Annotated in this window: 32 protein-coding genes; 17 read left to right on the top strand and 15 right to left on the bottom strand. The window is 56.6% G+C overall.

The window, feature by feature from the left end; translation table 11 throughout:
• Nucleotides 1–29 precede the first annotated feature (29 nt).
• Complete coding sequence (locus tag E3E51_RS07670; RefSeq protein WP_167912533.1) at nucleotides 30–542, bottom strand: metallophosphoesterase; 513 nt, start codon at nucleotides 540–542, stop codon at nucleotides 30–32.
• A gap of 144 nt (nucleotides 543–686) precedes the next feature.
• Between E3E51_RS07670 and E3E51_RS07665 the strand changes: the two genes are divergently transcribed.
• From E3E51_RS07665 to E3E51_RS07625, 9 genes are all read left to right on the top strand, one after another.
• Complete coding sequence (locus tag E3E51_RS07665; protein ID WP_167912532.1) at nucleotides 687–1,181, top strand: DNA replication complex GINS family protein; 495 nt, start codon at nucleotides 687–689, stop codon at nucleotides 1,179–1,181.
• Nucleotides 1,181–4,708, top strand: coding sequence for a DNA replication licensing factor (locus E3E51_RS07660; protein ID WP_167912531.1), 3,528 nt, complete (start codon nucleotides 1,181–1,183; stop codon nucleotides 4,706–4,708). Before E3E51_RS07665 ends, E3E51_RS07660 begins: the two co-directional genes overlap by 1 nt.
• 54 nt (nucleotides 4,709–4,762) lie before the next feature.
• On the top strand, nucleotides 4,763–5,209 hold the full coding sequence (locus tag E3E51_RS07655; protein ID WP_167912530.1) for a translation initiation factor IF-2 subunit beta: 447 nt from the start codon (nucleotides 4,763–4,765) through the stop codon (nucleotides 5,207–5,209).
• A gap of 130 nt (nucleotides 5,210–5,339) precedes the next feature.
• On the top strand, nucleotides 5,340–6,908 hold the full coding sequence (locus E3E51_RS07650) for a carboxyl transferase domain-containing protein (RefSeq protein ID WP_167912529.1): 1,569 nt from the start codon (nucleotides 5,340–5,342) through the stop codon (nucleotides 6,906–6,908).
• A gap of 18 nt (nucleotides 6,909–6,926) precedes the next feature.
• Nucleotides 6,927–7,301 (top strand): OadG family protein, encoded by a 375-nt coding sequence (locus tag E3E51_RS07645; RefSeq protein WP_167912677.1) that lies wholly within the window; start codon nucleotides 6,927–6,929, stop codon nucleotides 7,299–7,301.
• A gap of 2 nt (nucleotides 7,302–7,303) precedes the next feature.
• Entirely contained in the window at nucleotides 7,304–7,756 is a 453-nt protein-coding gene (locus tag E3E51_RS07640) for an acetyl-CoA carboxylase biotin carboxyl carrier protein subunit (RefSeq protein ID WP_167912676.1), read from the top strand.
• Between the two features lie 6 nt (nucleotides 7,757–7,762).
• Nucleotides 7,763–8,968 carry a sodium ion-translocating decarboxylase subunit beta gene (locus E3E51_RS07635; protein ID WP_167912528.1) on the top strand — a complete coding sequence of 402 codons (1,206 nt, stop codon included), beginning with the start codon at nucleotides 7,763–7,765 and terminating at the stop codon, nucleotides 8,966–8,968.
• Between the two features lie 122 nt (nucleotides 8,969–9,090).
• Entirely contained in the window at nucleotides 9,091–9,936 is an 846-nt protein-coding gene (locus E3E51_RS07630) for a CBS domain-containing protein (RefSeq protein WP_167912675.1), read from the top strand.
• 41 nt (nucleotides 9,937–9,977) lie between these two features.
• A complete protein-coding gene (locus tag E3E51_RS07625) occupies nucleotides 9,978–10,979 on the top strand; it encodes a homoserine dehydrogenase (protein WP_167912527.1) in 1,002 nt (333 codons plus the stop codon).
• Here E3E51_RS07625 and E3E51_RS07620 read toward each other — a convergent pair.
• Nucleotides 10,976–11,350: a hypothetical protein gene (locus tag E3E51_RS07620; protein ID WP_167912526.1), complete on the bottom strand. Its 375-nt coding sequence runs from the start codon at nucleotides 11,348–11,350 to the stop codon at nucleotides 10,976–10,978. The genes E3E51_RS07625 and E3E51_RS07620 overlap by 4 nt on opposite strands.
• A gap of 60 nt (nucleotides 11,351–11,410) precedes the next feature.
• On the opposite strand from E3E51_RS07620, the gene E3E51_RS07615 reads away from it, so the two are divergent.
• Nucleotides 11,411–11,935: an ASCH domain-containing protein gene (locus tag E3E51_RS07615; protein ID WP_167912525.1), complete on the top strand. Its 525-nt coding sequence runs from the start codon at nucleotides 11,411–11,413 to the stop codon at nucleotides 11,933–11,935.
• Here the strand turns inward: E3E51_RS07615 and E3E51_RS07610 are convergent.
• The 8 genes from E3E51_RS07610 to E3E51_RS07575 all read right to left on the bottom strand — a co-directional run bounded on the left by E3E51_RS07610 (nucleotide 11,932) and on the right by E3E51_RS07575 (nucleotide 17,339).
• The gene (locus tag E3E51_RS07610) at nucleotides 11,932–12,558 is read right to left on the bottom strand and encodes a ZPR1 zinc finger domain-containing protein (RefSeq protein ID WP_167912524.1); all 627 of its coding nucleotides are present in this window, start codon (nucleotides 12,556–12,558) and stop codon (nucleotides 11,932–11,934) included. The two genes, E3E51_RS07615 and E3E51_RS07610, sit on opposite strands and share 4 nt — an antisense overlap.
• A 66-nt stretch (nucleotides 12,559–12,624) precedes the next feature.
• Nucleotides 12,625–13,029, bottom strand: a complete 405-nt coding sequence (gene sepF / locus E3E51_RS07605; RefSeq protein ID WP_167912523.1) for a cell division protein SepF — start codon at nucleotides 13,027–13,029, stop codon at nucleotides 12,625–12,627.
• A 181-nt stretch (nucleotides 13,030–13,210) separates the two neighbouring features.
• Entirely contained in the window at nucleotides 13,211–14,020 is an 810-nt protein-coding gene (gene rrp42 / locus E3E51_RS07600) for an exosome complex protein Rrp42 (RefSeq protein WP_167912522.1), read from the bottom strand.
• A 1-nt stretch (nucleotide 14,021) separates the two neighbouring features.
• A complete protein-coding gene (gene rrp41 / locus E3E51_RS07595) occupies nucleotides 14,022–14,771 on the bottom strand; it encodes an exosome complex exonuclease Rrp41 (RefSeq protein WP_167912521.1) in 750 nt (249 codons plus the stop codon).
• Nucleotides 14,768–15,538, bottom strand: coding sequence for an exosome complex RNA-binding protein Rrp4 (gene rrp4, locus E3E51_RS07590; protein ID WP_167912520.1), 771 nt, complete (start codon nucleotides 15,536–15,538; stop codon nucleotides 14,768–14,770). Before rrp4 ends, rrp41 begins: the two co-directional genes overlap by 4 nt.
• Nucleotides 15,535–16,245, bottom strand: coding sequence for a ribosome assembly factor SBDS (locus E3E51_RS07585; RefSeq protein ID WP_167912519.1), 711 nt, complete (start codon nucleotides 16,243–16,245; stop codon nucleotides 15,535–15,537). The genes rrp4 and E3E51_RS07585 overlap by 4 nt, the downstream gene beginning before the upstream one ends.
• Nucleotides 16,246–16,256: 11 nt before the next feature.
• Nucleotides 16,257–17,039, bottom strand: a complete 783-nt coding sequence (gene psmA, locus E3E51_RS07580) for an archaeal proteasome endopeptidase complex subunit alpha (RefSeq protein ID WP_167912518.1) — start codon at nucleotides 17,037–17,039, stop codon at nucleotides 16,257–16,259.
• A gap of 78 nt (nucleotides 17,040–17,117) precedes the next feature.
• Nucleotides 17,118–17,339, bottom strand: coding sequence for a hypothetical protein (locus E3E51_RS07575; protein ID WP_167912674.1), 222 nt, complete (start codon nucleotides 17,337–17,339; stop codon nucleotides 17,118–17,120).
• 55 nt (nucleotides 17,340–17,394) lie between these two features.
• Between E3E51_RS07575 and E3E51_RS07570 the strand changes: the two genes are divergently transcribed.
• Nucleotides 17,395–17,844 (top strand): HIT family protein, encoded by a 450-nt coding sequence (locus tag E3E51_RS07570; RefSeq protein WP_167912673.1) that lies wholly within the window; start codon nucleotides 17,395–17,397, stop codon nucleotides 17,842–17,844.
• Here the strand turns inward: E3E51_RS07570 and E3E51_RS07565 are convergent.
• Entirely contained in the window at nucleotides 17,834–18,151 is a 318-nt protein-coding gene (locus E3E51_RS07565) for a nucleotide pyrophosphohydrolase (protein ID WP_167912517.1), read from the bottom strand. The two genes, E3E51_RS07570 and E3E51_RS07565, sit on opposite strands and share 11 nt — an antisense overlap.
• A 9-nt stretch (nucleotides 18,152–18,160) precedes the next feature.
• Nucleotides 18,161–18,448 carry a hypothetical protein gene (locus E3E51_RS07560; RefSeq protein WP_167912672.1) on the bottom strand — a complete coding sequence of 96 codons (288 nt, stop codon included), beginning with the start codon at nucleotides 18,446–18,448 and terminating at the stop codon, nucleotides 18,161–18,163.
• 81 nt (nucleotides 18,449–18,529) lie between these two features.
• Between E3E51_RS07560 and E3E51_RS07555 the strand changes: the two genes are divergently transcribed.
• From E3E51_RS07555 to E3E51_RS07540, 4 genes are all read left to right on the top strand, one after another.
• Nucleotides 18,530–18,790 carry a hypothetical protein gene (locus tag E3E51_RS07555; protein ID WP_346765958.1) on the top strand — a complete coding sequence of 87 codons (261 nt, stop codon included), beginning with the start codon at nucleotides 18,530–18,532 and terminating at the stop codon, nucleotides 18,788–18,790.
• A 5-nt stretch (nucleotides 18,791–18,795) separates the two neighbouring features.
• Nucleotides 18,796–19,074, top strand: coding sequence for a hypothetical protein (locus E3E51_RS07550; protein ID WP_167912516.1), 279 nt, complete (start codon nucleotides 18,796–18,798; stop codon nucleotides 19,072–19,074).
• Between the two features lie 84 nt (nucleotides 19,075–19,158).
• On the top strand, nucleotides 19,159–21,063 hold the full coding sequence (gene iorA / locus E3E51_RS07545; protein WP_167912515.1) for an indolepyruvate ferredoxin oxidoreductase subunit alpha: 1,905 nt from the start codon (nucleotides 19,159–19,161) through the stop codon (nucleotides 21,061–21,063).
• A gap of 90 nt (nucleotides 21,064–21,153) precedes the next feature.
• Nucleotides 21,154–22,464, top strand: coding sequence for a hypothetical protein (locus E3E51_RS07540; RefSeq protein WP_167912514.1), 1,311 nt, complete (start codon nucleotides 21,154–21,156; stop codon nucleotides 22,462–22,464).
• A gap of 254 nt (nucleotides 22,465–22,718) precedes the next feature.
• On the opposite strand, the gene E3E51_RS07535 is transcribed toward E3E51_RS07540, so the two are convergent.
• Entirely contained in the window at nucleotides 22,719–23,402 is a 684-nt protein-coding gene (locus E3E51_RS07535; RefSeq protein WP_167912513.1) for a DUF4152 family protein, read from the bottom strand.
• A gap of 56 nt (nucleotides 23,403–23,458) precedes the next feature.
• Between E3E51_RS07535 and E3E51_RS07530 the strand changes: the two genes are divergently transcribed.
• Nucleotides 23,459–23,935 carry a hypothetical protein gene (locus E3E51_RS07530; RefSeq protein ID WP_206204520.1) on the top strand — a complete coding sequence of 159 codons (477 nt, stop codon included), beginning with the start codon at nucleotides 23,459–23,461 and terminating at the stop codon, nucleotides 23,933–23,935.
• On the opposite strand, the gene E3E51_RS07525 is transcribed toward E3E51_RS07530, so the two are convergent.
• Nucleotides 23,901–24,221 (bottom strand): hypothetical protein, encoded by a 321-nt coding sequence (locus E3E51_RS07525; protein WP_167912670.1) that lies wholly within the window; start codon nucleotides 24,219–24,221, stop codon nucleotides 23,901–23,903. The two genes, E3E51_RS07530 and E3E51_RS07525, sit on opposite strands and share 35 nt — an antisense overlap.
• A gap of 54 nt (nucleotides 24,222–24,275) precedes the next feature.
• On the opposite strand from E3E51_RS07525, the gene E3E51_RS07520 reads away from it, so the two are divergent.
• A complete protein-coding gene (locus tag E3E51_RS07520; protein ID WP_167912512.1) occupies nucleotides 24,276–25,322 on the top strand; it encodes an AI-2E family transporter in 1,047 nt (348 codons plus the stop codon).
• On the opposite strand, the gene E3E51_RS07515 is transcribed toward E3E51_RS07520, so the two are convergent.
• Entirely contained in the window at nucleotides 25,249–25,794 is a 546-nt protein-coding gene (locus E3E51_RS07515) for a nicotinamidase (protein ID WP_167912511.1), read from the bottom strand. The two genes, E3E51_RS07520 and E3E51_RS07515, sit on opposite strands and share 74 nt — an antisense overlap.
• Nucleotides 25,795–25,828 lie beyond the last annotated feature (34 nt).

The following is a 25,828-nucleotide window of genomic DNA, read 5'->3' as shown; positions in this document are numbered from 1 at the left end:
TCTGTAGAGACGCTCGTTAGAGACACTCTTTAGAGACTCATTGCCCCCAAGAGCTCTCCGGTGTCGAGGTTGACTATCCGCACCTCCCTCTTCCTGGTGTCGAGCAGGGCGACGCTCTTCACTCCTGTAACGTAGCCGCAGACCTCGCCGGGATTCACCAGGATCGTCCTGCCCACCTCGCGTATCTCGTAGCGGTGGGTGTGGCCGACTATGACAACGTCGTAGAGTCTGCTCCTGGCAAGCGCGCGGACGATGCGCTCATCGGTGCCGTGTGTCACGGCCATCTTCATGCCGTCGGCCTCGATCTCCAGTATCTCGTCGTAGATGCCCAGTGCCTCATAGAGGCCTTTCCTTTCGCCGTCGTTGTTGCCGAAAACGCCCTTAAGGGGCGCCCTGAGCTCCTTGAGTTCCCTGGCAACGAAAGGGGCAACGTAGTCGCCCGCATGAATGACCAGCTCAACGTTCCGCCCGTTGAACAGCTCGACCGCCTTTGCAATGGCAGGCAGGTTATCGTGGGTATCACTCATTATTCCTATCAGCATGCCCTCACCCATGGGAATTATGCCCTCAAGGCTTATAGGATTAACCGTGGAAAATTATATGAAAATTTCAGAGTTTTTCATGGGAAATCAGGGCAAAAATTATTAGGTATTTACGGGAATTGGTGTATCCGAGAGGGTGATGTCATGTTCACTGGTAGAGCAGTCATAGCGGTTAAAATCCTCCGTCCTCTGGGGGACTGGAGCGCCGGTGACGTCGTTCTCCTGGAGGACTGGAAGGCGAAGGAACTCTGGGAGGCCAGGGTAGTCGAGATTATTGACGAGACCGACAAGGTAATAGGCGAGATAGACCGCGCGATAGCAGAGGAGCGTGAGAACGAGCCCCTTATGCCCATTCCACCCGGACTGTACGAGAGGGCCGAGTTCTACATGTATTACCTGGAGAACTACGTGAGGATGAACGCCGGGGAGGGTATAGAGACCCTGAACGTCAAGCTGACCAAGCTCGCAAACCTGAAGAAGAAGCTGGAGCACCTGAAGACGATACGCTTCAACAAAATCCTGAAGGCGGTTATGCTGAGGCCCAACAGCCTGGAGCTCCTCTCACGACTATCGCCGGAGGAGAGGAGGATATACCTCCAGCTTTCCAGGATCAGAAACGAGTGGCTGGGTGAGGAGTGATGGACAGGGAGGACATGATAGAGAGGTACGCGCGCTTTCTGAGGGAGTACGTGGACGACAGCGGAAACGAAGTCTACCTGAACAAGCTCAAGGATTTGCTCACTGTTACCCCAAAGCGCTCGCTGGCGATAGACTGGACGCACCTCAACTCCTTCGACCCGGAGCTTGCTGGAGAGCTCCTTGAAAACCCCGAGGAGAGCATACTCGCCGCGGAGGATGCCATTCAAATAGTTCTCCGCGAGCCGCCCCTCCTCAAGGAGGAGGAGTTCAAGGTTCACGCGAGGTTCTACAACCTTCCGAGGACTCTCCTCGTCAAGGAACTGGGGAGCGAGCACATAAACAGGCTCATCCAGGTGGAGGGTATAATCACGCGCGTCAGCGAGGTGAAGCCCTTCGTCCAGAAGGCGGTCTTCGTCTGCAAGGACTGTGGAAACGAGATGATTCGCCTTCAGAGGCCCTACGAGAACCTCGTCAAACCTGCCAAGTGCGACGCCTGCGGCTCCAGAAACGTCGACCTCGACGTCGAGAAGAGCCGCTTCATAAACTTCCAGAGCTTTAGATTACAGGACAGGCCCGAGAGCCTGAAGGGCGGCCAGATGCCGCGCTTTGTCGATGCAATCCTCCTCGATGACATGGTGGACACGGCACTGCCGGGCGATAGGGTTCTGGCCACGGGAATCCTGCGCGTCATCCTGGAGCAGAAGGACAAGAGGCCGATTTTCAAGAAGGTTCTGGAGGTCAACCACATCGAACAGCTCAGCAAGGAGATTGAAGAGCTTGAAATCTCGCCGGAGGACGAGCAGAAGATTCGCGAGCTGGCGAAGAGGAAGGACATCGTCGATGCTATCGTTGATTCAATCGCTCCAGCGATATGGGGTCACAAGACCGTTAAGAAGGGAATAGCCCTGGCGCTGTTCGGCGGCGTGCAGAGGGTTCTCCCCGACGGAACGAAGCTCAGGGGAGAGAGCCACGTTTTACTGGTTGGAGACCCCGGTGTTGCGAAGAGCCAGCTCCTCCGCTACGTTGCCAATCTGGCGCCGAGGGCGATTTATACGAGTGGTAAGAGTAGCTCCGCAGCCGGTTTGACGGCCGCCGCAGTCCGCGACGAGTTCACAGGCTCGTGGGTTCTGGAAGCTGGTGTCCTTGTGTTAGCAGATGGCGGCTTTGCCTGCCTGCACCCAGATTCAAGGGTTCTCGTCGATGGAAAATACCGGAGAATCGAAGACCTCTTTGAGCTTGAGAAGTCCTACAAGGCACTCTCCGACGATCAAATCGTGGACATTCAGGAGAAGGAGATGGAAGTTACGGCCCTCGATCTCGGAAGCATAAGGACGAAGACCTCTAAAGCCACGATAATCCGCAGGAAGCCCTGGAAGGGCGAGCTACTCAGGCTGAAGTTCCGCTCGGGCAACGAGGTAACCCTAACCCCTGATCATCTCCTCATAGACGGTCAGACCCTTGAGTGGAAGGAGGCGGAGAGGTTTAATGTTGGCGAGAGCGTCATCGGGCTCGATAAAAACTTCAATCCTCGTCCGGATGAAATCGTCTCCATCGAGCGCGTTCCCTACGAGGGCTACGTTTACGACCTCTACGTGCCCGGTGAGCACAACTTTTTGGCTGAGGGAATCATCGTTCACAACTGCATCGACGAGTTCGACAAGATGAGCGACAGGGACAGGAGTGCAATTCACGAGGCGCTGGAACAGCAGAGCTACCACCACGACTTCGAGCTCCTCCTCGCCAACGGCAGGAAGGTGAAGATAGGCGAGCTGGTCGATTCGCTCATCGAGGCCAACCGCGATAAAGTGATAATCGGGAATGACACCGAGATACTGCCCGTTGAGGACATCAAGCTCTTGGCCTACGACATTGAGCGGAAGGAAATCGTAAAGGTCAAGGCCGACCGCGTGAGCAGGCACAGGGCGCCGGACAGGTTCATACGGCTGAGGTTCTCGAACGGCAGGGAGATAACCGTAACTCCGGAGCATCCGATTATGGTGTGGGAGAATGGAGAGATAACGGAGAAGCCAGCAGGAGAGGTCATGCGGGGCGATGTCGTTATTGGTGTTGCGAGCTACCCCATGGAGCTTTCCCCCGTCGAGGGTAACGAGTTTAAAAACCGCGGGGACGCCGAGGCGAGGGCAGACTACCTCTACTCCACAGGAAAGGTTGCAAGGGTGAAGCGCCTTACCGGGAGGTATCTGGTTGAGGCTGCCGAGAGGACATTTCCAAGGGACATTGTCGCGCATCTCAAAGCGGCCGCAAAAATCCTTGGCGTAAGGCAGCTCCCCAGTGAGAGACAGAAGCTGGCCCGTTCGCTCGTTCCCGAGGGCATCGTGCGCTCCTACCTCGAAAGGGTCACGGAGCGGATGGAGGCCATCAGGCATCTCGCGAATGAAAATCTCGGTGAGGCCCTTGGCCTGATACCAGGGCGCAGGATTTATGAGAGCAGCGGAATGACGCCCGAACACCTTCGCAGGAAGGCTGAGAGCGGGGAGCCGTGGGCACTCTCCGCAGCGAAGAGGGTCATCGAGGACGTTCTATTCAATGCGGAGAAATACCTCAGGAGGTTCATGGCATACTGGAACGGGAACATTAACTTCCTCAGGGTCATAAAGGTCGAGGAAGTCCCCAACGACCGCTGGGAGTGGGTCTACGATGTAACGGTTGAGCCGTACCACCTCTTCGTCTCCCACGGACTGGTTCTTCACAACACGATAAGCATCTCCAAGGCGGGCATAACGGCAACCCTGAACGCGAGGACGACGGTTATAGCGGCTGCGAATCCAAAATACGGCCGTTTCAACCGCCATAAATCCCTACCGGAGCAGCTCGACCTCCCACCGACCCTGCTCAGCCGTTTCGACCTCATCTTCCTGCTCCTCGACGAACCGGACGAGAAGGTTGACGCGAGCATAGCGGAGCACATCCTCAAGGTGCGCCGCGGCGAGGCGGAGGCCGTAACCCCCAAGATACCCTACGACCTTCTCAAGAAGTACATAGCCTACGCGAGGAAGAACGTTCACCCCGTTCTGAGCAGGGAGGCGATGGAGGAGATAAAGCGCTACTACGTCAGGATGAGGAAGGGCTTTAAGAGGCCGGGCGAGGACGACGGCGTACAGCCGATTCCGATAACGGCCAGACAGCTGGAAGCGCTGATAAGGCTCAGCGAGGCCCACGCCAGGATGCGCCTCAGTGAAACCGTCACCAGAGAGGACGCGAGGGCGGCGATAGCGATAATCGAGGACATGATAAGAAAGATAGCCGTTGACGAGGAGGGAACGCTGGACGTCTCGATACTGGAGGTCGGCAAGAGCTCCAAGAAGATAAACAAGATCGACAGGATGGTTGACATCATAAAGAGCCTGGAGAGCGAGGGAGAGTTCGGAGCCCCGGAGGACAGGATAATCGAGGCGGCGAAGCAGGCAGGTCTCGGCTCGGAGAACGAGATAAAGAAGCTCATCAACGACCTCAAGCGCGATGCCAGGATATACGAGCCGCGCGCGGGCTTCTACCGCGTGCTCTGATTCCCACCCTTTTTCCCCACTCCAAAAGGTTATAAACGTCTCCCGATAGTTAAGATGGAGGTGAGGAAAGTGAGCGAGAGGAAGGTTGACTTTTACGATTTCGAGGGTCTGCTCGATAAGGCTTACGAGGAGCTTCCCGAGAACGTCAAGCATCACACTTCCCGTTTCGAGGTTCCGGCCGCGGTCGTCACGATAGCTGGAAACAGGACTATAATCGAGAACTTCGTGGACATAGCCGAGGCCATGAACCGCGACCCGAACCACCTGCTCAAGTTCATCCTGCGCGAGGTGGCAACGGCCGGAACGCTTGAGGGAAGGCGCGTCGTCCTGCAGGGACGCTTCACACCGTACCTGATAGGCAACAAGATGAAGAAGTACCTCAAGGACTACGTCATCTGCCCCGTTTGCGGAAGTCCGGATACGAAGATCATCAAGCGCGGACGCTTCCACTTCCTCAAGTGTGAAGCCTGTGGTGCCGAGACACCGATTCAGCACCTCTGAATCCATTTTTCATCCAATCGTTGTACGATTGTACACATTTTTTCTTTGGAAGGCCTAACGGCTTTGAAAACTCTTTTAAACTTTACAAACTACAAGTAGGCGACACTCTCGGCAGTCAGGGGGAGTCATCATGGGCATGGAAGAGAAGGTTAACGACCTGTATGAGAGAAAAAGAAAGATTCTTGAGATGGGCGGCGAAAAGGCCGTCGAGAAACAGCACGCTAAAGGGAAGCTAACCGCACGCGAGAGAATTGAGAAGCTCCTCGATCCCGGAAGCTTCGTCGAGATAGGCGCGTTCGTCAGGCACCGCGGAACCGAGTTCGGCATGGACAAAAAGGAACTGCCCGCGGACGGCGTCATCACCGGCTACGGTACCATCGATGGGAGGCTCGTCTTCGTTTTCGCCCAGGACTTCACGGTCATGGGCGGTTCCCTCGGTGAGATGCACGCTGCCAAGATAAAGCGCGTCATGGAGCTTGCCCTCGAAGCGGGAGCGCCCGTGATAGGCCTCAACGACTCCGGTGGAGCGAGAATCCAGGAGGGCGTTGACTCGCTCAAGGGCTACGGCGAGATTTTCAAGATGAACACGATTCTCAGCGGCGTCGTTCCGCAGATAACCGCGATAATGGGGCCCTGCGCCGGCGGAGCGGTTTACAGCCCGGCGATAGGAGACTTCATCCTCATGGTGGACAACCCGGCGAGCTTCATGTTCATCACCGGGCCGCAGGTCGTTAAAGCCGTTACCGGCGTCGAGGTCACGCCGACCCAGCTCGGCGGTGCCATGGTTCACGCCCAGCGCGCAGGACAGGCCCATCTGGTCGGCAAGAGCGACGAGGAGGTTCTGGCGCTCATAAGGCGCCTCGTGAGCTACCTGCCCTCCAACAACATGGAGAAGCCGCCGCGCGTCAAGACGAACGACCTGCCCTTCAGGAAGACCGAGAGGCTCTACGAGGTAGTTCCCGACGACCCGAACAAGGGCTACGACGTGAGGGGGGTCATCTACGAGATAGTGGACAGGGATGAGAACGGCAACCCGGACTTCCTCGAAATACTCCCGTACTTCGCCCCGAACGCTGTGGTTGGCTTCGGAAGGATGAACGGCCAGACCGTCGGTATAGTCGCCAACAATCCGGTACACTTCGCCGGCGTTCTCGACATCGACAGCTCCGACAAGATAGCTCGCTTCGTTAGAACCTGCGACGCCTTCAACATCCCGATAGTCACCCTCGTTGACGTTCCGGGCTACCTTCCGGGAACCCAGCAGGAGTACGGCGGAATCATAAGGCACGGCGCAAAGGTCCTCTACGCCTACTCCGAGGCAACCGTTCCGCTCGTCACGATAATCCTTAGAAAGGCCTACGGTGGAGCGTACCTCGCCATGGGAAGCAAACACCTCGGCGCGGACTTCGTCTTCGCCTGGCCGACGGCGGAGATAGCGGTCATGGGGCCGGAGGGAGCGGCCAACATCATCTTCAGGAAAGAGATCGCCCAAGCAGAGAACCCGGAGGAGGTTCGCCAGCAGAAGATAGCGGAGTACAGGGAGCGCTTCGCCAACCCGTACGTCGCCGCCGCGAGGGGCTACATAGACGACGTCATCGACCCGGCCGAGACGAGGGCGAAGATAATCCTCGCGCTCGAAGCCCTTGAGAGCAAGCGCGTTAAGCTGCCGCCGAAGAAGCACGGCAACATACCGCTGTGAGGTGTTAGCATGGTCGTGATGAGCGAGTTCATGGAGGGCCTGAACCTGACGGTGCTGGGAGTCACCATAGTCTTCATGGTGCTCAGCATACTGGCGGTCGTTCTCTACGCGGTTGGCTGGACCGAGAGGAGGCTGGTGGAAAAGGAGGGCGGAGCTCCCTCCCCAGCCCCGGTTCAGCCTTCGGAGGTAGAGGGCGGGGAGAAAAAGCCCGCCATACCGCCAAGGGACCTCGCAGTCATAACGGCCGCGGTTCTCGCTTACACCGCGGAAAAGGCTTCACAGCTCAGGCCGCTGCCGTTCAAGAGGAAAGTTTCAGACGCCTGGCGCCTCTACGGCGTCCAGTCGAGCATGGAGGAAGTTGAGGACTTCAACTACGAACTTGGGAAGTGGTGAAGATGGCAAAGGTCAAGGTCATCGTGGATGGTGTTGAGTACGAGGTTGAAGTTGAGGATCTCGGAATGGGCCGCTTCAAGGTTGCATTTGAGGACAGGGAGTACACAGTTGAGGCGAAGGGCCTGGGAATCGACATGAGTTCTCTGAGCGCCGGCACTGCCCCCGCAGCCGCCACTCCCGCGCCTGCGCCCGTTGCCGCGCCTGCTCCGGCGGCTCCGACTCCAGCTCCAGCCCCCGCCGGAGAGGGCACCGTCACTGCGCCAATGCCGGGCAAGATTCTGAGGATACTCGTCAAGGAAGGAGAGAAAGTCAAGACCGGCCAGGGTCTCCTCGTTCTGGAAGCGATGAAGATGGAGAACGAGATTCCCGCACCAAAGGACGGAGTGGTGAAGAAAATCCTCGTAAAAGAAGGCGACACCGTCGACACCGGACAGGCACTAATAGAACTAGGGTGAAGGGCCATGGCTGGACTCGTGGAATCGATAATAACGTTCTTCCAGGGCATGGGACTGCTGAACCTTACGGCGGGCAACGTGATAATGATAATAGTCGGCCTCACGCTGGTCTACCTGGCCATAAGATACGAGATGGAGCCGCTCCTGCTGCTCCCGATAGGCATCAGCGCTGTGCTGGTGAACATACCCCTCGGCCACCTGGCCAACTGGCCCATAGCCCCGAACCTTCCGGATGGCATAGCGGACAACATATTCGCAACCCTCAGCTACCTCAACCAGCAGTACGGCCCGCCCGGAATCTTTGATATCATCTATTACACCCTTATAAGGACGGAAATCGTCCCGCTCCTGATATTCTTCGGTCTGGGAGCGATGACGGACTTCGGTCCGATGATAGCCGACCCGAAGACGGCACTCATGGGTGCGGCGGCGCAGATAGGCGTGTTCATAGCGATGCTCACCGCCCTGGCGCTCGGCTTCAACCTCCATCAGGCCGCGAGCATAGGCATCATAGGCGGCGCCGACGGACCGACGACGATATACCTAACCACAAAGCTCGCGCCGGAGATACTAGGGGCGACGGCGGTGGCAGCGTACAGCTACATGAGCCTAGTCCCTCTGATTCAGCCGCCCATCATAAGGGCCCTCACGAGCAAGGAGGAAAGGCGCATAAGAATGGAACAGCTAAGGCCGGTGTCAAAGAGGGAGAAGATAATATTCCCGATAATCAGCATGATCGTCATCGGTCTTATCGTTCCCAGTGCCGCTCCGCTCGTTGGAATGCTCATGATAGGCAATCTGTTCAGGGAGAGCGGCGTCGTCGAGAGGCTCAGCAGGGCCGCCCAGGAGGAGCTCATGAACATCGTCACCATATTCCTCGGCCTCGGTGTCGGTTCGACGATGCGCGCTGACAGCTTCCTCACCCAGGAGACCCTGATGATTCTCGGCCTCGGTATCGTTGCCTTCGCCAGCGCCACCGCAGGGGGAGTCCTCTTCGGAAAGCTCATGATGAAGCTCTCCGGAGGAAGGATAAACCCGATGATAGGGGCGGCCGGTGTTTCAGCGGTTCCGATGTCGGCGCGCGTTGTCCAGAGGATGGCCAGCGAGGAGGACCCAGGAAACTTCATCCTAATGCATGCGATGGGTCCAAACGTCGCAGGAGTCATAGGAACGGCCGTCGCGGCGGGTGTTTTCCTGGCCGTTCTCGGATGACTTTTCTCTTTTTCAAGCCCTCCTTGGCTGGATGAAGGTCAGTTCCCATCTTTTTGTCAATTTTTGAATGAAAAGCTTAAAATAGGAGAAGAGCGCTTTAGGTTAAAGCGGTGGTGAAGGAAATGCGCGTGAAGACTTTAATGACTCCAGACCCAGTGGCGATAGAGCTTCCGGCAACGAGGGAGTACGCCCTCAGCCTCTTTAGAAAGCATAAAGTAAGGTCATTTCCCGTCATCAACAAGAACACGAAGGCCCTCGTCGGAATAATAAGCATAAAGCGTGTTCTGCTCCATCCCGATGAGGAGCAGCTCGCGATGCTCGTTAAGAGGGACGTTCCCACCGTCAAACCAAACGATGACCTGAAGAAGGCCGTCAGGGCCATGCTCGATATGGACTACAGGCGCGTGGTCGTGGTTGACGATGAGAACAAGGTTCTGGGAATCCTCACGGTCGGAGACATCGTGAGACGCTACTTGGCGAAGAACGAGAAACTGAAGAACGTTACCATCGAGAGGTACTACCAGAAGAACGTCGGCGTCGTCTGGCACGGGACACCCCTCAAAGCCGCCCTCAAGGCGCTCCTTCTGTGCAACGCAATGGCGATCCCGGTCATCGACGACGAGGGCAACCTCGTGGGCATGGTTGACGAGACCGACCTCCTTAAGGACAGCGAGGTCATAAGGGTCATGAAGCAGACGTCGCTGGCTGCATCCAGCGAGGAGGACTGGATACTCGAAAGCAACCCAACGCTCCTCTTCGAGAAGGCCGAGCTCCAGCTCCCCAAGAAGCCCGTCTCAGAGATAATGAACCGCGAACTCGTCGTTGCAACGCCCCACATGAGCATCTACGACGTCGCCCAGAAGATGGTCAAGTACGAGATAGAACAGCTACCCGTCATCAAGGGGGAGGGAGAACTCGTCGGCATCGTTAGGGACATGGACATCATAAAGGTCATCCTCAACAAGTGAGCCCCTGGCTCAGTTTCCCCTTTTCTTACGGGTGATGCCAGGTGAAGGAGGTAAGGCTGTCGCTCTTCGGCTTTGGAAACGTCGGCAGGGCCCTCGCGCGGGTTTTGGTGGAGAAGAGTGCCGTCTTCCGCGAGAGGTACGGCCTGGAGTTCAAGGTCGTGAGCGTGGCGGACAGCAGCGCCGTCGTCTGGCTTCCGGTGGGGATGAACCTCACGGAGGCCCTGAACGTCAAGGAAACCCTCGGAAGGCTCTCCGCATGGACGAACGACTACGAGGTCTTCAACTTCTCGCCGGTTGAGGCGGTCAGGGAAATCGATGCCGATGTTGTAATCGACGTCACCAACGATAAAAACGCCCACACCTGGCATCTGGCGGCACTGAAGGAAGGAAAGGCGGTCGTCACGAGCAACAAACCACCACTGGCCTTCCACTATGCAGAGCTAATCGGCGAGGCTGAAAGGAGAAACCTCCCGTACCTTTTCGAGGCCACCGTGATGGCGGGGACTCCCGTGATAGGCCTCCTCAAAGAGACGCTCCTTGGAGACTCTGTGGAGGAAATCGAAGCGGTTCTGAACGGCACAACAACCTATATCCTCACGATGATGGAGGAGGGGGCATCGTTTGAGGACGCACTCAGAAAAGCGCAGGAGCTCGGAATAGCCGAGCGCGACCCCAGCGGGGATATACTTGGCATAGACGCCGGCTACAAGGCGACGATACTCCACTGCCTTGCGTTCGGCCCGACGACCTTCGACGAGATAGAGGTCAGGGGCATAGACGGTATCTCACCGGAAGACCTTGCGAGGGCAGGAAAGGCAGGCAGGACGGTGAGGCTGGTGGCGTCGATAGAGAGGGGCTCGGTCTCGGTTGAGCCGAAGGAAGTTCCGAAGGGGAGCCCCCTGGCGGTCTCGTCCACCCAGAACGCGGCGGTGATAAGGACCGACCTTCTGGGCGAACTGGTTATCCAGGGTGCCGGGGCGGGACTGAAGGAGACCGCGAGCGGCGTGGTGAGCGACGTTATAAAGGCGGCGCTGAAGGTTTAGGGGAGCTTCCCCACCTCCCTACCCCTGAAGATCACGGCCACCTCATCGCTTCTCCAATCCAGGGAAAGCTCGTCAACCTTAATGTAATCGAGAACCCTCCCCATCCACAGGGGTGAACCGTTCTTCAGAATCCTCACCTCGTAGACGGGGCCCTTCTTTCTAGCCGAAAGCCTGTACTCATTCCCGTCCCGTATAACCAGGTATCCCTCCATCGAAGAGAAGAAAAACCCAAAGCCCAGCGCCAGCAGGAAGGTTCCAAGAAGGTCCATTCCCCGCAGATACGTCACGATTGAGGCGCATAACAGAGCGATAAGAAGGAACGCGTAGTCCTTCCGAAAGGCCCTCAGTCTCCGGACTTCCATTAACTCCACCAAAGAGTAAATCCTGCCCAAATCTTTTAAGCTTTTCTCCCAATGGGGGATGGTGAAACCATGGAGCATGTGATAGCGCTCCACCAAGTCTACGCTGAGCTGATATTCCGAGGGCTCAAAACTGTAGAGCTGAGGAAAGCCAGGGCGTTCGGTGAGGGAGACACCGTTTTCCTCTACGTGGCCAGGGGGAACCCCTACGAGCTGAGAGACACGCTGAGGAGGCTCGGCCTCCACGAGGAGCAAACGCTGACGCGGAGGGGAACGATAGCTGGAGGCTTCGAGGTGGGCGAGGTAATAAAGGCCGACCTCGATACGCTCTGGGAGATGACCAAGGATACAAGCGGGTTAACCCTGGTTCACGGAGAGAACGGGAAGCGGTGGCTGGGCGAGTACATCAGGGAGTACGGCTACGCATTCACGATAGAAAGGCCGTTCCTATTCAAGGAGCCCATGAGCAGGGAGGAGATGAGGGAGCGCTACGGCGTTCACGTTGAGGGCATAATCCACCTCTCAAGAAAAACTAGAAAGCCCTGGGTGAGGGCTCTGATAGAGGACCTTCTGGCGCGAGAGGCCGTGTATCTCTAGTCACCTCTTTCTTCGCCTTCTTCGGGCTCGACGAGTACGTAGGGGCCGAGGCTGAGACTCTCGATTTCCTCCTGCGTCAGGAGCCTGCTCTTCACCTTCTCGCCGATGAGGGCGCTGTTGCCTAGGGGATCCATGACCCTCACGGTGAGCGGTTTTTTGCCCTCCTTGACCTCCTCGATGTACTGGAGTATCTCGTCTGCCTTCCTCACGGCCTCCTCATCACCCTCGCCCTGCCGGAAGTGCTTGGCCATTACCAGCGTTTCTCTAACGCGTTCGAGGATTCCCTCGACGTTGGTGACGAAGCCCTCCGCAGCTGGCCCGGGCTCTATCCTGACGCCGATTTCGTCAAGCTCTATCGTTCCGCTCTTGCTCCTAACGACGCGGGTAAAGAGGTCCTTTTCCTCCTCAACCCTTACGCTGTAGAGCTTCGGCGGCCTGTCCTCCAGCATCATGACGTCGGCGTTTCTGTAGCCGCACTTCTCGCAGATTATCGTGCTCTCCATGACCTTTCCGAAGTAAGGAATGTCGTGAACGTACTGGAGAACCTTAAGCGTACCCTTACCACCGCAGATTGGGCAGTCCCCCAGCCGAATCTCCTGAATCTCACCTTCCCTCCTGGTCATCTCGCACCACCGAAGAATAGACCCAGTTAACCCTTTATAAAATCGTAGGATAGAAAAAGAAAGCCGTCACTTGGTTATCTTGATGTCCGTCGGAACGAGGATCAGCTTTATCTCGTGCTTGCAGATTTTAGCGGCCTGTCCCCCGAGGGCACTGACCATCCCCTTTATCTGCTCGGCGACCTTCTCAAGAACCTCCGGCTTGACCTCAAGAGGAGTGAGGTCGACCAGGATTATGTTGCCGTTCTGGAGCTCCTCGGAGATTCTCTCAAGGTCGGCATAGCTGGTAACGACGATCTTCTTGAGGTACCTGACCTGGGGCTTAACGAGCTCCTTAGCAAGAACATCCTCCTCCAGAGGGACGACATCGATGTCACGCCTGGGGGCGGAGGTCTCCTTCTTGACCGCCGCCGGGGGCTTTCTTTTAGGAACGGGCTTGGAATCTTTCTTTTTAAGACTATCAAACAATCCCATACTGTTCCCCCCAGTTAATCGTAAGGGCTGGATTAATTTGGGTATTGGTGTTTATATCTCTTTCTGAAAAACTTACAACCTCTCAGTTTCCAAACTGGAAAAGCACCCACGATGATTGGAGGGTCCGACACCTTCTCGCAGTGGGGACAGGACTTTCGAAAGAGAAATGTACAGAGGGGGCTCACCCGGCCCTCACGGCCTCAAGAACCCTCTCCCTTATCTCGGCGGCCTTCTTCAGGGCGAGGTCAACCGAATACATGACCTCCTCCAGCTTGAAGCTGCCGCCCTCACTCTTCTGAACCGAGGAAATCATGCCGTTCTCGTCGGTGGTTATCGTTATCCTGCCGTCCATGACGCGCTCCTCGTCGAGGTTCGGGTCGGCCAGGAGGTTGCCGCCGATTTTGGCTATGGTCACCGGAATCGGCACCCTGCTTACCGGAAGCGGCTCGTACTCGTCGAGGACCTGAACCTCGTCGTTCTCCTCATCGTAGACGACCTTCGGCATCTTCGTGCTCAGCAGGGCCGCTATGGCGCCTATTCCGCTGGCATCGAGGAGGTTTCCGTCGTAGTCGAGGACGTGAACGTCGATGAAGACGACGCGGACGAGCTTGCCCGGGACTATCACGAGCTTCTCAAGCTCAACGGCTCCGCTCTCCCTTATGCCCCTGTCCACGACGCGCGCCAGCTCGATGGCGTTCTCATCGGGCGGCCCCGGCTCAAAGCTCGGGGAAGCAAGCGGCACAAGCTCAACGTTGGTCGTTATTACCCCCTTCTCCGGAAGGTCTGGGAAGGGCTCACCCATGTCCACTTTAATGCCGACGAGAACCTGGGTGTTGCCGAGCCTCACCCACGCCGAGCCCTCGGCCTTCTCGATGACGTTGACCCTGACCTCAAGGTCGCGGTAGTCCTCAAGACCGCGGCCGTCTATGCGCCTGCCCTCCTTGAGGAGGCTCAGGATGTGGTCGCGCATTATGCTGGCCATCACTTCCATCTCACTCACCTCCACCGACCTCCTCGGCTATTTTGAGATACTTGACTTTCAGCGCCTCGCGCTGCTTCTGGTAGACCGCCTTGGCGCCCTTGATGGCGAGCCTCACAGCCTCGACGAACTCATCCTTGGTGAGGTAGCCGTCCATCTGGAGGAGCGTTATGTCGTTCTTGAGGGGCATTATCGCGACCGGAACGTCCGCTTCGCCGTAGTTGTCCTCATCCTTGTTGAGGTCGAGGACTATCTCGCCTTCTATCTTGCCCGCGGCACAGGCGGCGACGAGGTCCCTCATGGGCACACCCGCGTCGGCGAGGGCGAGTGAGGCCGCGGTTATTCCGGCGACCCTCGTTCCCGCGTCCGCCTGGAGGACTTCGATGAATATGTCTATGGCCGTTCTTGGGAACATCTCAAGTATGAGCGCCGGCTCAAGCGCGCCCCTTATGACCTTGCTTATCTCGACGCTCCTCCTGTCCGGACCGGGCTTCTTGCGCTCCTCCACGCTGAAGGGTGCCATGTTGTACCTCACGCGGAGTATGGCCCTGTCCGGCCTCTGGAGGTGCTTGGGGTGAATCTCCCTCGGGCCGTAAACCGCCGCCAGAACCTTGTTCTTGCCCCACTCAACGTAGGCAGAACCGTCGGCGTTCTTCAGCACACCGACTTCCATCGTTATAGGTCTGAGTTCGTACTTCTTTCTACCGTCTATTCTCTTCCCGTTCTCATCTATGAGCTTTAAATCCTCTGGCTTGCCCATCATTCTCCTTCACCCTCTCCAGCATTTGGCTCTTCAATCTGGGGTATCTCATCAACGACTCCCCGCTCCTTGAGCTCCTGGAGCCTGGTAATGAGAAGCTCCTTGACCCTGTCGGTCAGTCCCTGAGTGTGGCTCTCCCTGTTCACTTTGAGTATCGCCTCGATGGCGAGCCTCTCCATTTCCTCCTTCCTGCCGCTGACCCAGACCCAGCCGTTCTGGCCGACTATTATCCTCGTCCCGGTCAGCTTCTTGATGAGGTTTATCATCGAACCGCCCTTACCGATGAGCCTCGGCACCTTGGAGGGAGTTATCTTCACTATCTGCCCTCCCCTGAGGGGGCCGCCCTTGAACGGCATGCCCCTCGTGGTCAGGTCTATCTGGTTTATCTCGTTGTACGCCTTTATCCTGGCGTAGATTATATCCCCGATGTCGAATATCTTTCTCAGGTCGGTCTTCAGGAGGTCTATGCGCTCCTCTGTGGCGTCCTGAACGCGCAGGTTGGCCTCGTAGGGTGCCCCTATGTCAACGCTCCAGTTGGAGAACCTGACGTCGGTTATCTTGCCGAGAACGTTGTCGCCCACCTCTGGGATGTAGGGTCCCTCAAGGGGTATCACCCTTATTGCGTCTCCCCTGATCTCAACCAGTCCAACGACCGTCGAGTATATCCTGTTGCCCTCCCTGAACGTTCCTCTTCCGCTCTTAAACGGCCCCTGGGCAAGGAGAGTCCCAGGAACCACCAGTTCCCTACTCTTTACAAAAATCCGCCTCATAGTCCCTTCCTCTCTATCAGTTTAGTTACCGCATTGCCCTTCGTGAGGGCGTTAAGCTTCTCATAAAACTCGTCCTCAATTCCCCCAGGAATCTCGATGAGGAACAGCCACGAGCCGTCGCCCGCCCACTCCTCACGCTTTATCTTTCCGAACTTCCGTACCTCCCCGTAGGCCCTGCCGACGTAGTCACCGGGTATCTTGACGGCTATGACCTTCAGCTCCATCTTTATCGGGAGGAGAGGCCTTATCGCCTTGATGACTCCGGGAACCTGTGCCTCAGCGTCCTTAAAGAGGTCAATGTGGACTCCGGCTTCCTCCATAGCCCGGAGGATTCTATCAACCGGATGCGGATAGCCGGTCCTCGGGTCGACGGCGTGCCTGTGAATCACCGTTGCTATGTAGCGCCTCTTGTCCTCAAGCATCTGCCTCCTCTGCTCCGCCGTCAGCTGAACCTCTCCTTTGCGGAGGATTGTCTTAGCCACCTCGTAGGGGTCGCTCGTCCCGAATATCTTCTCCATCTCGTGCTCGCTGGCCTTGTCGCCCTTGTGCGCATCTTTGAAAACGTAAGGAGTGGCGAGGATTTCCTCGATGGGAACGTCCTTGCCCTCCTTGAAATCCCTCGCGAGATAGGGGTCAACGAGTATCTCAAAGGTCTCGCCGTGAGTCTTGAGACGGGCGATGACGGCTTTATCAACACTTATGGGCATCGCCCGTCACCTCAGTAGTTGCTGTCCAGCTCGGAGTAGTCCTCTTCCTTCTCCTCAACTTCCTCTTCCGTGACCTCTTCGAGGATTTCATCGAGGTACTTGGCGACCTCTTCCTTTCCGAGCTTCTTCCAGCGCTTGTCCTCCATCGTTATGTAGGCAACCTCTATGCTGTCCGGACTCGGCTCCTCAAGGGTCTTCGCGAGGGCCATTATGGCGAGCTTCACCGCTCCGTCCATGGTTATGTCGTCGGTGTAGTGCTCCTCGAATATGGCCATCGCCGTGTTCCTGCCGCTGCCTATTGCCACGGCCTTCCACTCGAAGTAGGCCCCGCTCGGGTCGGTCTCGTAGAGTTCCGGCTTATCGTTGACGCCGGCCATGAGGAGGGCGGCGCCGAAGGGCCTCACACCGCCGTACTGGGTGTGGGCCTGCTTGAGGTCGCATATCTTCTTCACCAGAACGGTGAGAGGAACAGGTTCGCCGTAGGTGAGCCTGTAAACCTGGGCCTCAAGTCTGGCCCTGTCAACGAGAACCCTCGCGTCGGCGATTATGCCGCTCGGAGCGGCGGCTATGTGGTCGTCGATCTGGAAAATCTTCTCGTAGCTGCTCGGCTCAATAAGCTTGCTGGTTATCCTCTTCTCAACGGCGAGAACGACGCCTTCCTTCCACTTGACGCCGACGGCGGTTGCTCCCCTTTTAACGGCCTCCCGTGCGTAGTTTACCTGGAAGAGCCTCCCATCAGGGCTGAAAACAGTAATGGCCCTGTCGTAACCTGCCTGTGGTGGTACAAACGCCATTTTACATCACCTCTAACGTATTATCGTCATATCTCCTACTCTCTGGCCATAATTCTCGGACGGCCTAATTAAGCTTTTCTATTCACCCCGCAGGGCGAGCATTGCCATCTTTCTGGCTATTCTTCTGGCGAACTCCAGGGGAATGAACGCGATTACGAACAGTATGGCGGCCAGAATCAGCGACGGCTCCCGACCGAAGGGCTGAACTATCATCATGCCGAACGCAACTATGAGAAGCCCCATGCCAGCCGCCAGAAACCTCCGGTACGTTTTGTTCATCACATCCAAGGTCTCCCCCATCCTCTCCACCGAGGCATTTTTATTTGAAACCGGTTTTAAGTCTTTGGTGCTGCCGATGGAGTGTCCGTTCTGCAACGCGAGGCGGGAGGCAATCCTCCACGAGGACGACCTCATCAGGATACTCGTTGATTCCTATCCCGCGAACAGAGGACACCTGCTTGTGGTTCCCCGGAGGCACGTCGAGAGCCCGGATGAGCTGAGCCGGGAAGAAAAGGCCGCCCTGGTCCGGAGCGTGGAGCTCGCCATGGAAAAGCTGAGGGAAACCCTGAATCCTGACGGCTTCAACGTTGGGATGAACCTGGGGAAGGCCGCAGGCCAGACGGTTCCCCATCTGCACGTCCACGTCATCCCGCGCTGGGAGGGGGACTGCGCCCATCCAAGGGGCGGCGTCAGAAAGGCAGTGCTGGATTTGGAGGACGAGAACCTGAACCTGAAGGAGCGCTGGGTAAAGAACAGGATGCGCAAGGAAGAAATCGAAATGCTGAGGAAGGCGTTCAGCCCCTGAGCGGGTACTTCCTCCCGTTTTTCTCCAGCTTCCTCTCAACCGCCCCATCGAGGTCTATACCAAGCTCGTGGGCGAGGAGCGTGAGATAAATCACGACATCGGCTATCTCGTCGGCTATGGCCTCCTTTTTGGCCGGGTCTTTCACGGCCTCAAGTATCTCGCCATCGCTCTCCCACTGGAAGTGCTCAAGCAGTTCTCCCAGCTCGACAGCCGCCGATACCGCTAGGTTCTTCGGCGTGTGGTATTTCTTCCAGCCTCTCGCATCGCGGAAGGCCACGAGCTTCTCCTCAAGCTCCCGGAAGTCCATGGTACCACCTCAGTAGGCGTGCGCATCGGCTTTCCTGAGAAGCTCAAGGAGCCGCAAAAACTCATCGAGCTCCTCCTTTGAGAAATGTTCCTCCACGTCGTCCTCATGATCGAGTTTGGCGAGCATCTCACGCGCCTTTATCAGGTCATCTAAGTCCTCCTGAAGCTCCAGGACCCGCTGGGCAAACTCGTAGCTTGTGTGCGGGCTCTCAAAGACCCTGTTCTGGTTCGCGATTATCGCTATCTTCAGGCTGGCTATGGTCTCATCGACCAGCCCGAGGAGTTCTCCCACCTTCATCTTCACCACGTATTTATCTACCCACGGGGGTATTTAAGCATCCCGAAAGGCTTTTACGTTGAACGGGATAAAACCCGCACGGTGGTCCCGGTGGACTTCGACCTCTTCATGGAGAGGTATGGCTATAAGGTACTTTTTGGGATATTCGGGGTCGTCCTTCTAACGATACTCGGGGTTCTGGTGTTCTCTGCGTATTCAATTCTCAGACGCTACGGACTCTTCGCAGGTGGACTGTTCCTGCTCCTTCTGGTCGTCTACGCCCTCACCGTAAAGAGGCGCGTCATGGACGCTCAGGCTCAGGCCCACGCGAAGTACTTCTACGATGACAGGCCGAAGAGGTGAGGAAATTGGACGTGGGGATCTTTATGGAGAGGTACGGATACAAAATCCTCACCGTGCTCTTTGCCTCCATCGTGATTGGGGTGATCAGCGTCCCGTTTCTCATCATGTTCTGGGGCTTCTCGGGTTACGCACCAGTGGCCGGTGCCATCACGGTGGTCGCGTTCATCATAGGAATCCTCTTCATCATGGTTCCAGGGGACTGGCGCTCTGAGACCATGACGAGGACCTTCTTCCGGACGCACAACGAGGTTCACTACGGCAAGAATGAGAGAAAACGCCCGTGATTTTCCGAAAATTTTTCAATTTTCCTCGGGGGTTTTCTGAAGGTAGAGTTTTAACCCTTCGATACAAGTTTGAGCGGTGGTGATATGGAAGCGGTTAAGGCTTACCCTTCTGACTCTGTCGAGCCCAAGGCCCAAAAGAGGGAAAGAAAACTTCTCATGGGAAACGAAGCGATAGCCTACGGTGCCCTGGAGAGCGGCGTCGCCTTCGCCACGGGCTACCCCGGAACGCCCTCAACCGAGGTCATAGAAACGATAGCCCACCTGAAGCCGGAGGTATTCGCCGAGTGGGCCCCCAACGAGAAGGTTGCCCTTGAGGAAGCGGCCGGAGTTGCCTACACGGGACTGAGAACCCTCGTCACGATGAAGTGCGTCGGTCTCAACGTCGCCGCCGACCCTCTGATGAGCCTCGCCTACTCCGGCGTGGAGGGGGGCACGGTCATCCTCGTGGCGGATGACCCCGGGCCGCACACTTCCCAGACCGAGCAGGACGACAGATACTATGGAAAAATCTCCCTTCTGCCCGTCCTTGAGCCTGCCGACCCCCAGGAGGCCCACGACCTAATCATCTACGCCTACGAGCTGAGCGAGCGCTATAAAGTTCCCGTCATCTTCAGGACCACCACGAGGGTAAACCACACGACTGCCGATGTGGAAGTTGGCGAGTTCGTCGAGCTGGAGCGCGAGCCGAAGTTCAAGAAAGACATTGAGAGGTACGTTAGAGCGAGCATGGAGGGCAACAGGAAGAGGCACGAGTGGCTGAACGAGACCCTGGCGAAGATAGAGGAGGAGTTCAACGCGATGCCCTTCAACTGGGTCGAGGGAAGCGGTAGAATAGGCATCATCGTCGAGGGCGCACCCTACAACTACGTGAGGGAGGCTCTCCCGAAGATAAAGGGAGATTTCAAGGTTCTCAAGCTCTCAACGCCGCACCCGCTCCCGAGAAAGCTCGTGGTCGAGTTCCTCAAGGGTGTGGACTTCGCGATAGTGGTCGAGGACGGCGCGCCCTTCCTGGAGGAGGAAGTCAAGATAGCCGCCTACGAGGCCGGTCTCAACGTTCCAATTTACGGCAAGAGAACGGGCCACTTCCCCCTCGAAGGCGAGCTGACGCCGAGTCTTGTCAGAAACGCCCTGCTCAGGCTCATCGGCGAGGAGGGGGAGACCTACGAGAAGCCGGAGGAAGTCAAATACGCCGAAAGCCTCGCCCCGAAGAGACCTCCTGGAATGTGCCCCGGCTGTCCGCACAGGGGCTCCTACAGGGCCGCACTGGATGCACTCCGCGACCTCAAGCTCGGAAGGTACTCAGTACCAATACACGGCGACATAGGCTGCTACGCCCTCTCGCTCCTCCCGCCGCTTGAGGCGATATGGACCGAGTATGTGATGGGCGCGAGCATCAGTTTAGCGAACGGCCAGAGCGTGGCTCTTAACAAGAAGGTGATAGCCACCATCGGCGATTCGACGTTCTTCCACAACGGAATCCAGCCGCTGGTCGACGCGGTCTACAAGAACCTGAACGTTCTCGTCATGATACTTGACAACAGGACGACGGCGATGACCGGCCACCAGCCCCACCCGGGAACCGGAGGCAGCGAGACCGGCAGGAAGTTCAACGAGATCGATATCGAGGCTCTAGTCAAGGCTCTGGGCGTCAAGTACGTCAAGACAGTTGACCCCTACGACCTCAAGGCCACGAGGGAGGCCATCAAGGAGGCGATGGGGGTTGAAGGGCCGGCCGTGATAATAGCGAAGCAGGAGTGCGTTATACCTGTCATAAGGCGCGGCGAGATAGGGGAGATACCGGTTGTCGTCGAGGAGAAGTGCACCGGCTGCAAGGCCTGCATACTCCTGACCGGCTGTCCAGCCCTGGTTTACGACCCGGAGACGAACAAGGTGAAGATAGACAACCTGCTCTGCACCGGCTGCGGTGTCTGCAACCAGCTCTGCCCGTTCGACGCGATAAAGTTCCCGAGCGAGCTGGGTAGGGATTAATGTCGGGGCATCCGAAGGTGCTTACAATGGCAAAAAGGGGGCAACCTCTTTGTTTTTCTTATCGTTTTCATCGTGCTCCTTGAATATACCTTGCCAACCCCATATGTTGCTGCATCAAAGGATTGCGGCCCCCCGGACGTCCTGTTCATAAAGTCCGCCGCGGTAGTTGGAAAGGACGATGCCTTCGTCATCGTGGGCGCTGCCGATTACATACCCCCTCTATCGATGAATCTGACTTTAACCGGGGAGTTCGTACTCAGCTATTACATGAACGCCACCGAGATGCTGGAGGATTACACCTCCAGAGGACTGGAAAAACTGAAAAGTCCCTACTCCTACGACCCGGACTATGGAGCGTACGAGGGCCTGTTTGCAAACACGTATCTGTTTTACATCAACGCGAGTGGCGTTTACCTCGTGTATCCGCGCCGGTTTTCGTATCCCTTTTCGTATCCATTCATCCAGTACTCCGAGGGGGATAGAATCCTCTATGAGGACGAGGATCTGGGGTATCTGGGGCTACCAGCTCCTCTTCCGAGCATGCAACGGGATGAAGGCACGGCATATCCCTACCAGTACAGCTTTTATATCCTGAATGAGTCGTGCATAAAGCCGGCCCAGATGCTCGCCCTTCACCCCCTAAACCCATACACGGGGGAGCCCGTGGAATCCGCCATGTTAAATGGAAGCGTTTATAACTTTAACACAGGATTTGCATGGGTGAGCGTCAGCGTTCAGAATCCGCCCTGGGTGGCGTTCTCGTGGAACGTTTCAGAAGCAATTATCCGCCGGGGACTTGGATATTCGCCAGAGGAAGTTGAATTTGTCACGTCACCTCTTGAATACTGCTATCCCGACCTCGAAAAGGGCGTGAGCTTCTGCCGCCCCCTTACCCCCAACCTGACCCTGGCATATCTGGGAAACCTGCAGGTCTGGGCGATTCCAGAAAAGAGCGGAAACACATGCAGTTTTCACTACTACGTGACCACTGTTCGGAAGGAAAACGGCACTTATGCTGCCCAATTCCTGTACAACACCACAGATACCCGTGATATACCTCCGTACAGTATTCTGCTTCTCAACATGACCGGCTGGACACGCCACGAACCGGAACTCCTCTACACCGGCAATGTCGGGGATTACCGAGTCATTAAGCTCCTCAGATACACATCCAGCCCCGAGGCATGGAACAAACTGAACGTTAAACTTGCGGAGAACTTCACGGTATTCTCACCCGTTGAATGTGGAAAATCGGCCATCAACGCCACACGGGCGGGCAACACAACATGCCTCTCCCAGAACCCCGGGAAGAAGAACTCTCAAACGGTCCCTGCGGTGATGTACGCTTCCATCGGACTCCTGGCAGGGTTTATCGGAGCGACAATTTGGAGGAGAAGGTGACGGTTTATTCCCTCAGCGCTTTCGCTCATTGGTGTTTCAAAGAGGTAGCGGTACATAACGTTTGCATATAAATCACCGAACTCAGCCTCCAGCTCGTATGCCCTAAGCTCATCAAACTCGGCATTTCCCAAAATTCCCCTGAGTTTCCTAAAGTCCCCCTTTGGTCTTTTCCTCTCTCTTATGAGCTCCCTACGAAGCAATTCAAGCTCTAAGAGCCTCTTCAGCTCGTCAGGATCTCAGATTAACTCCTTTTCTCACTCCTTCCAAACTTCAAGCACCATGAAGCGCCTCACGAGCGGGTTCGGGTAGAGCTCCCAGCCGATTCCCCCGGTTTCCGCCTCGATTTCCCCGAAGAGACCGCCCTCGCGCGGGTCAAGGCTCTCGCCGTATATTTTTCCTTCCCTTATCTCAACCTTCATGTAGCGCGGAAGGCCGACGATGGCTTTCCCCTCCTTCCTCGCGTAGTCTATGGCCCACTTGGCGGTGTAGAGGCCGGCGTAGATTTCTGCTATCCTCACGGGAACGCTCGACTTCCCTATGGCGACCATTTCTATCCCCGTCTCCTCCCAGAATTTCGTTGCCAGCGGCCGAAGGTCTTTAGCTAAGTCCTTCCAGACCTCCTTTCCGCGGTCGGTTATCGTCAGCGCGTCGATCGTCGGCTCGTCGAGCTTCCGCACCTCTATTCCGCCGATTGTGGAGTCGAGGTGAATTACGTCGGGCTTAACGTCCCTCGCGAGTTCAACGGCCAGGAAAGCCTCGTCCCTTATCGCCTGCCTCCCGCTCATGTCGTAGTCGAGGGGGTTGGCGTACCTGACCCTATCGAGCGTTGCAGTCTTGTAGGGCTTCTCCACGAGGACGGCCGCAGTGGATATCAGGCCAAGGGGTTCATAGGTCTCCGTGAGCAGGGCACCACCCGTGTCAGCGGCGACTATTCTCATCGCAACCACCGTTAAGGACCAATTACCAATATACGAAGGGAGTCAAATATACATTGGTGATAGCGTTGGATGGGTCAGGCGATATTGTTTATGAAGCTTTGGGTTCTTACATAGACGGCCTCTGTGGTTCGGCCTTTCTGGGAGCCGCCAGGGGAAAGGTCGTCCTGTACAAGATGGGGACGTACCCCCTAACGCCCACGGATTCCCTTCCGTTTCTCTCCATCTTCTACTCCCACGGCATGCTGGAGATAACCGGGATATGGAACCGGAAAGGAAGGAGCGGGGCGTTTCTCATCAAGATGGTTCCATCCGGGATAGAGGTAAGGGACAAAGGCATCATCTACATAACGTTCCACCCCTCGGACGGCGGTATAGTGCTGGTCACCCTCTACGGAAACGAGGGTCTGGCAAGGACGCTGGAGAGTGCGGTTCTGGACTGCAGAACGGAAAGAAGGGAAGACGAGAAGATTCTGTCTTCCATGCTGCACATGAAGACCATCATCCCGCCCCAGTGGGAAACGCTGAATCCCTGAGCCTTTCCACATCTTTTCTCATTGCCTTTATGGTCCCCTCATCAAAGCCCGTCATCCTGGAATAGCGGACTATGACCTCGTGGATTTCAGGATGTCGGCCCATAAGGATTCCCATCATCTCGTTCACGGACATGAGAATCCCTGTGTCCTGGTAAACCAGATAGGCACCAATGGTGTGCAGAGCGTCCATATAGGCGTTGTATGCCATCTCGAAGCGTTTTTCTTCCAGGTAATGCTCGGCACGGCTTATATAGGCTAGAGCTTTTTCCCTCAGAGCCGTTTTCATCCCCAACACCACGTATGGTTTATAAAGGGAGACCTAATAAACCCCACGAGGAACATGAAGGCGGCGAGACTTGCCTGGGTTGCAACGGTGCTCATCATAGCCTACATAACGTGGAAGGCCATCAGTCCACTGATAACGCCGATATTCTTCGGCCTGATTCTGGCCTATGCGGCCCATCCAATACACAGGAGGCTCGCCCCCAGGCTCGGCGAAACCCGCTCCGCCCTGCTGCTCACGGTGGGAATGCTGGGGCTCGGCGGCGTGGTGACCTTCGAGCTTCTGATGATATCCGTTCAGGTCGCGGCATCGTTCTACCGGAGCGTCGTTGATTTCTTCAGGTGGCTCATGAACCAGCCGCTACCTCCGGAGGTTCACGATTTTCTCCAGAACTTCTTCAATCAGCTCATCCCAAGGCTGTCGGACTACATATCGAAGCAGGCATTCTCCCTCCCTATGTACCTCCTCCAGCTCGTCGTTTTCCTCTTCACCTTCTACTACGCACTCTCCAACGCGCATGAAATAGCAGAGGAGATACGGCTGGCGATTCCGGATAAGAACCGCCGTCTGGGCGAGGAGATATTGGAAAGTCTCAACAAAACCCTTGGGGCACTGGTGAGGGCCTGGCTGGTTTTGAACGTTGTAAAGGGCGTTCTGATGACGTTTGGCTTCCTCCTGTTTGGGGTCTCCGACCTCTACACCGCGATAGTGGCCGGTTTCCTGACGTTCCTCTTCTCCTTCGTCCCCCTCTTCGAGGGCTGGATGATATGGCTCATTGCGGCTGCGTACTTCGCCAAGGAGGCCATGTACCTCCATGCGATTGGGATAGCACTCTACGGCTTTCTCCTGGTCTCCCCGATGCCCGATTACACGATAAGGCCGATGATGGTGGCAAAGGACACGAACCTCGACGAGACCCTCGTCTTCATAGGGATGATAGGCGGAACGTGGGCCATGGGGGTGAAGGGCCTCATAATAGGCCCGATAGTGCTCAACCTTCTCCTGGTTCTCCTGAAAGAATGGAAGAGGGTCATATCTGGTAGAGAACCTTCACGCCGGCCCTCTCCATCTCCCTCAAAGCCCACTCCTCATCCTGGGGTTTGATTCCCTTCACCGCGTCGCGGAGGAGGTAGGTCTCGAAGCCGTTCTTAATCGCATCGAGGGCGGTCGCCTTAACGCAGTACTCTGTGGCGACGCCGCAGACGTAAACCCTCCTCACCCCGTTTCTCTTCAGTATCTCCGCCAGGTTCGTTCCCTCGAATCCCGAATAGGCCTCCTTATCGGGCTCCGTGGCCTTTGAGATTATCACCGCATCGGCGGGGAGTTCAACGACGAACTCCGCCCCTGGAGTGTTCTGAACGCAGTGCCTTGGCCACGGGCCGCCCTGCTCCCTAAAGCTGATGTGGTTCTCGGGATGCCAGTCGCGGGTGGCAACTATCAAAGCCCCCCTCTTCCTGAACTCCTCGATGTAGCGGTTGCACCTTGGAATTACTTTGTCCCCATCGGGAACCGGCAGGGCTCCCCCGGGCATGAAATCCCTCTGCATATCAACGACGATGAGCGCCTCCTCGGGCATGGTACCACCATAGAATAGTTCTCGTTTCTGGTTT

The sequence above is a fragment of the Thermococcus sp. 21S7 genome, from assembly GCF_012027615.1.
GTDB lineage: Archaea > Methanobacteriota_B > Thermococci > Thermococcales > Thermococcaceae > Thermococcus.
Note: the sequence above shows the minus strand (reverse complement) of the source record. Positions and strands in the feature narration are given on the sequence as shown.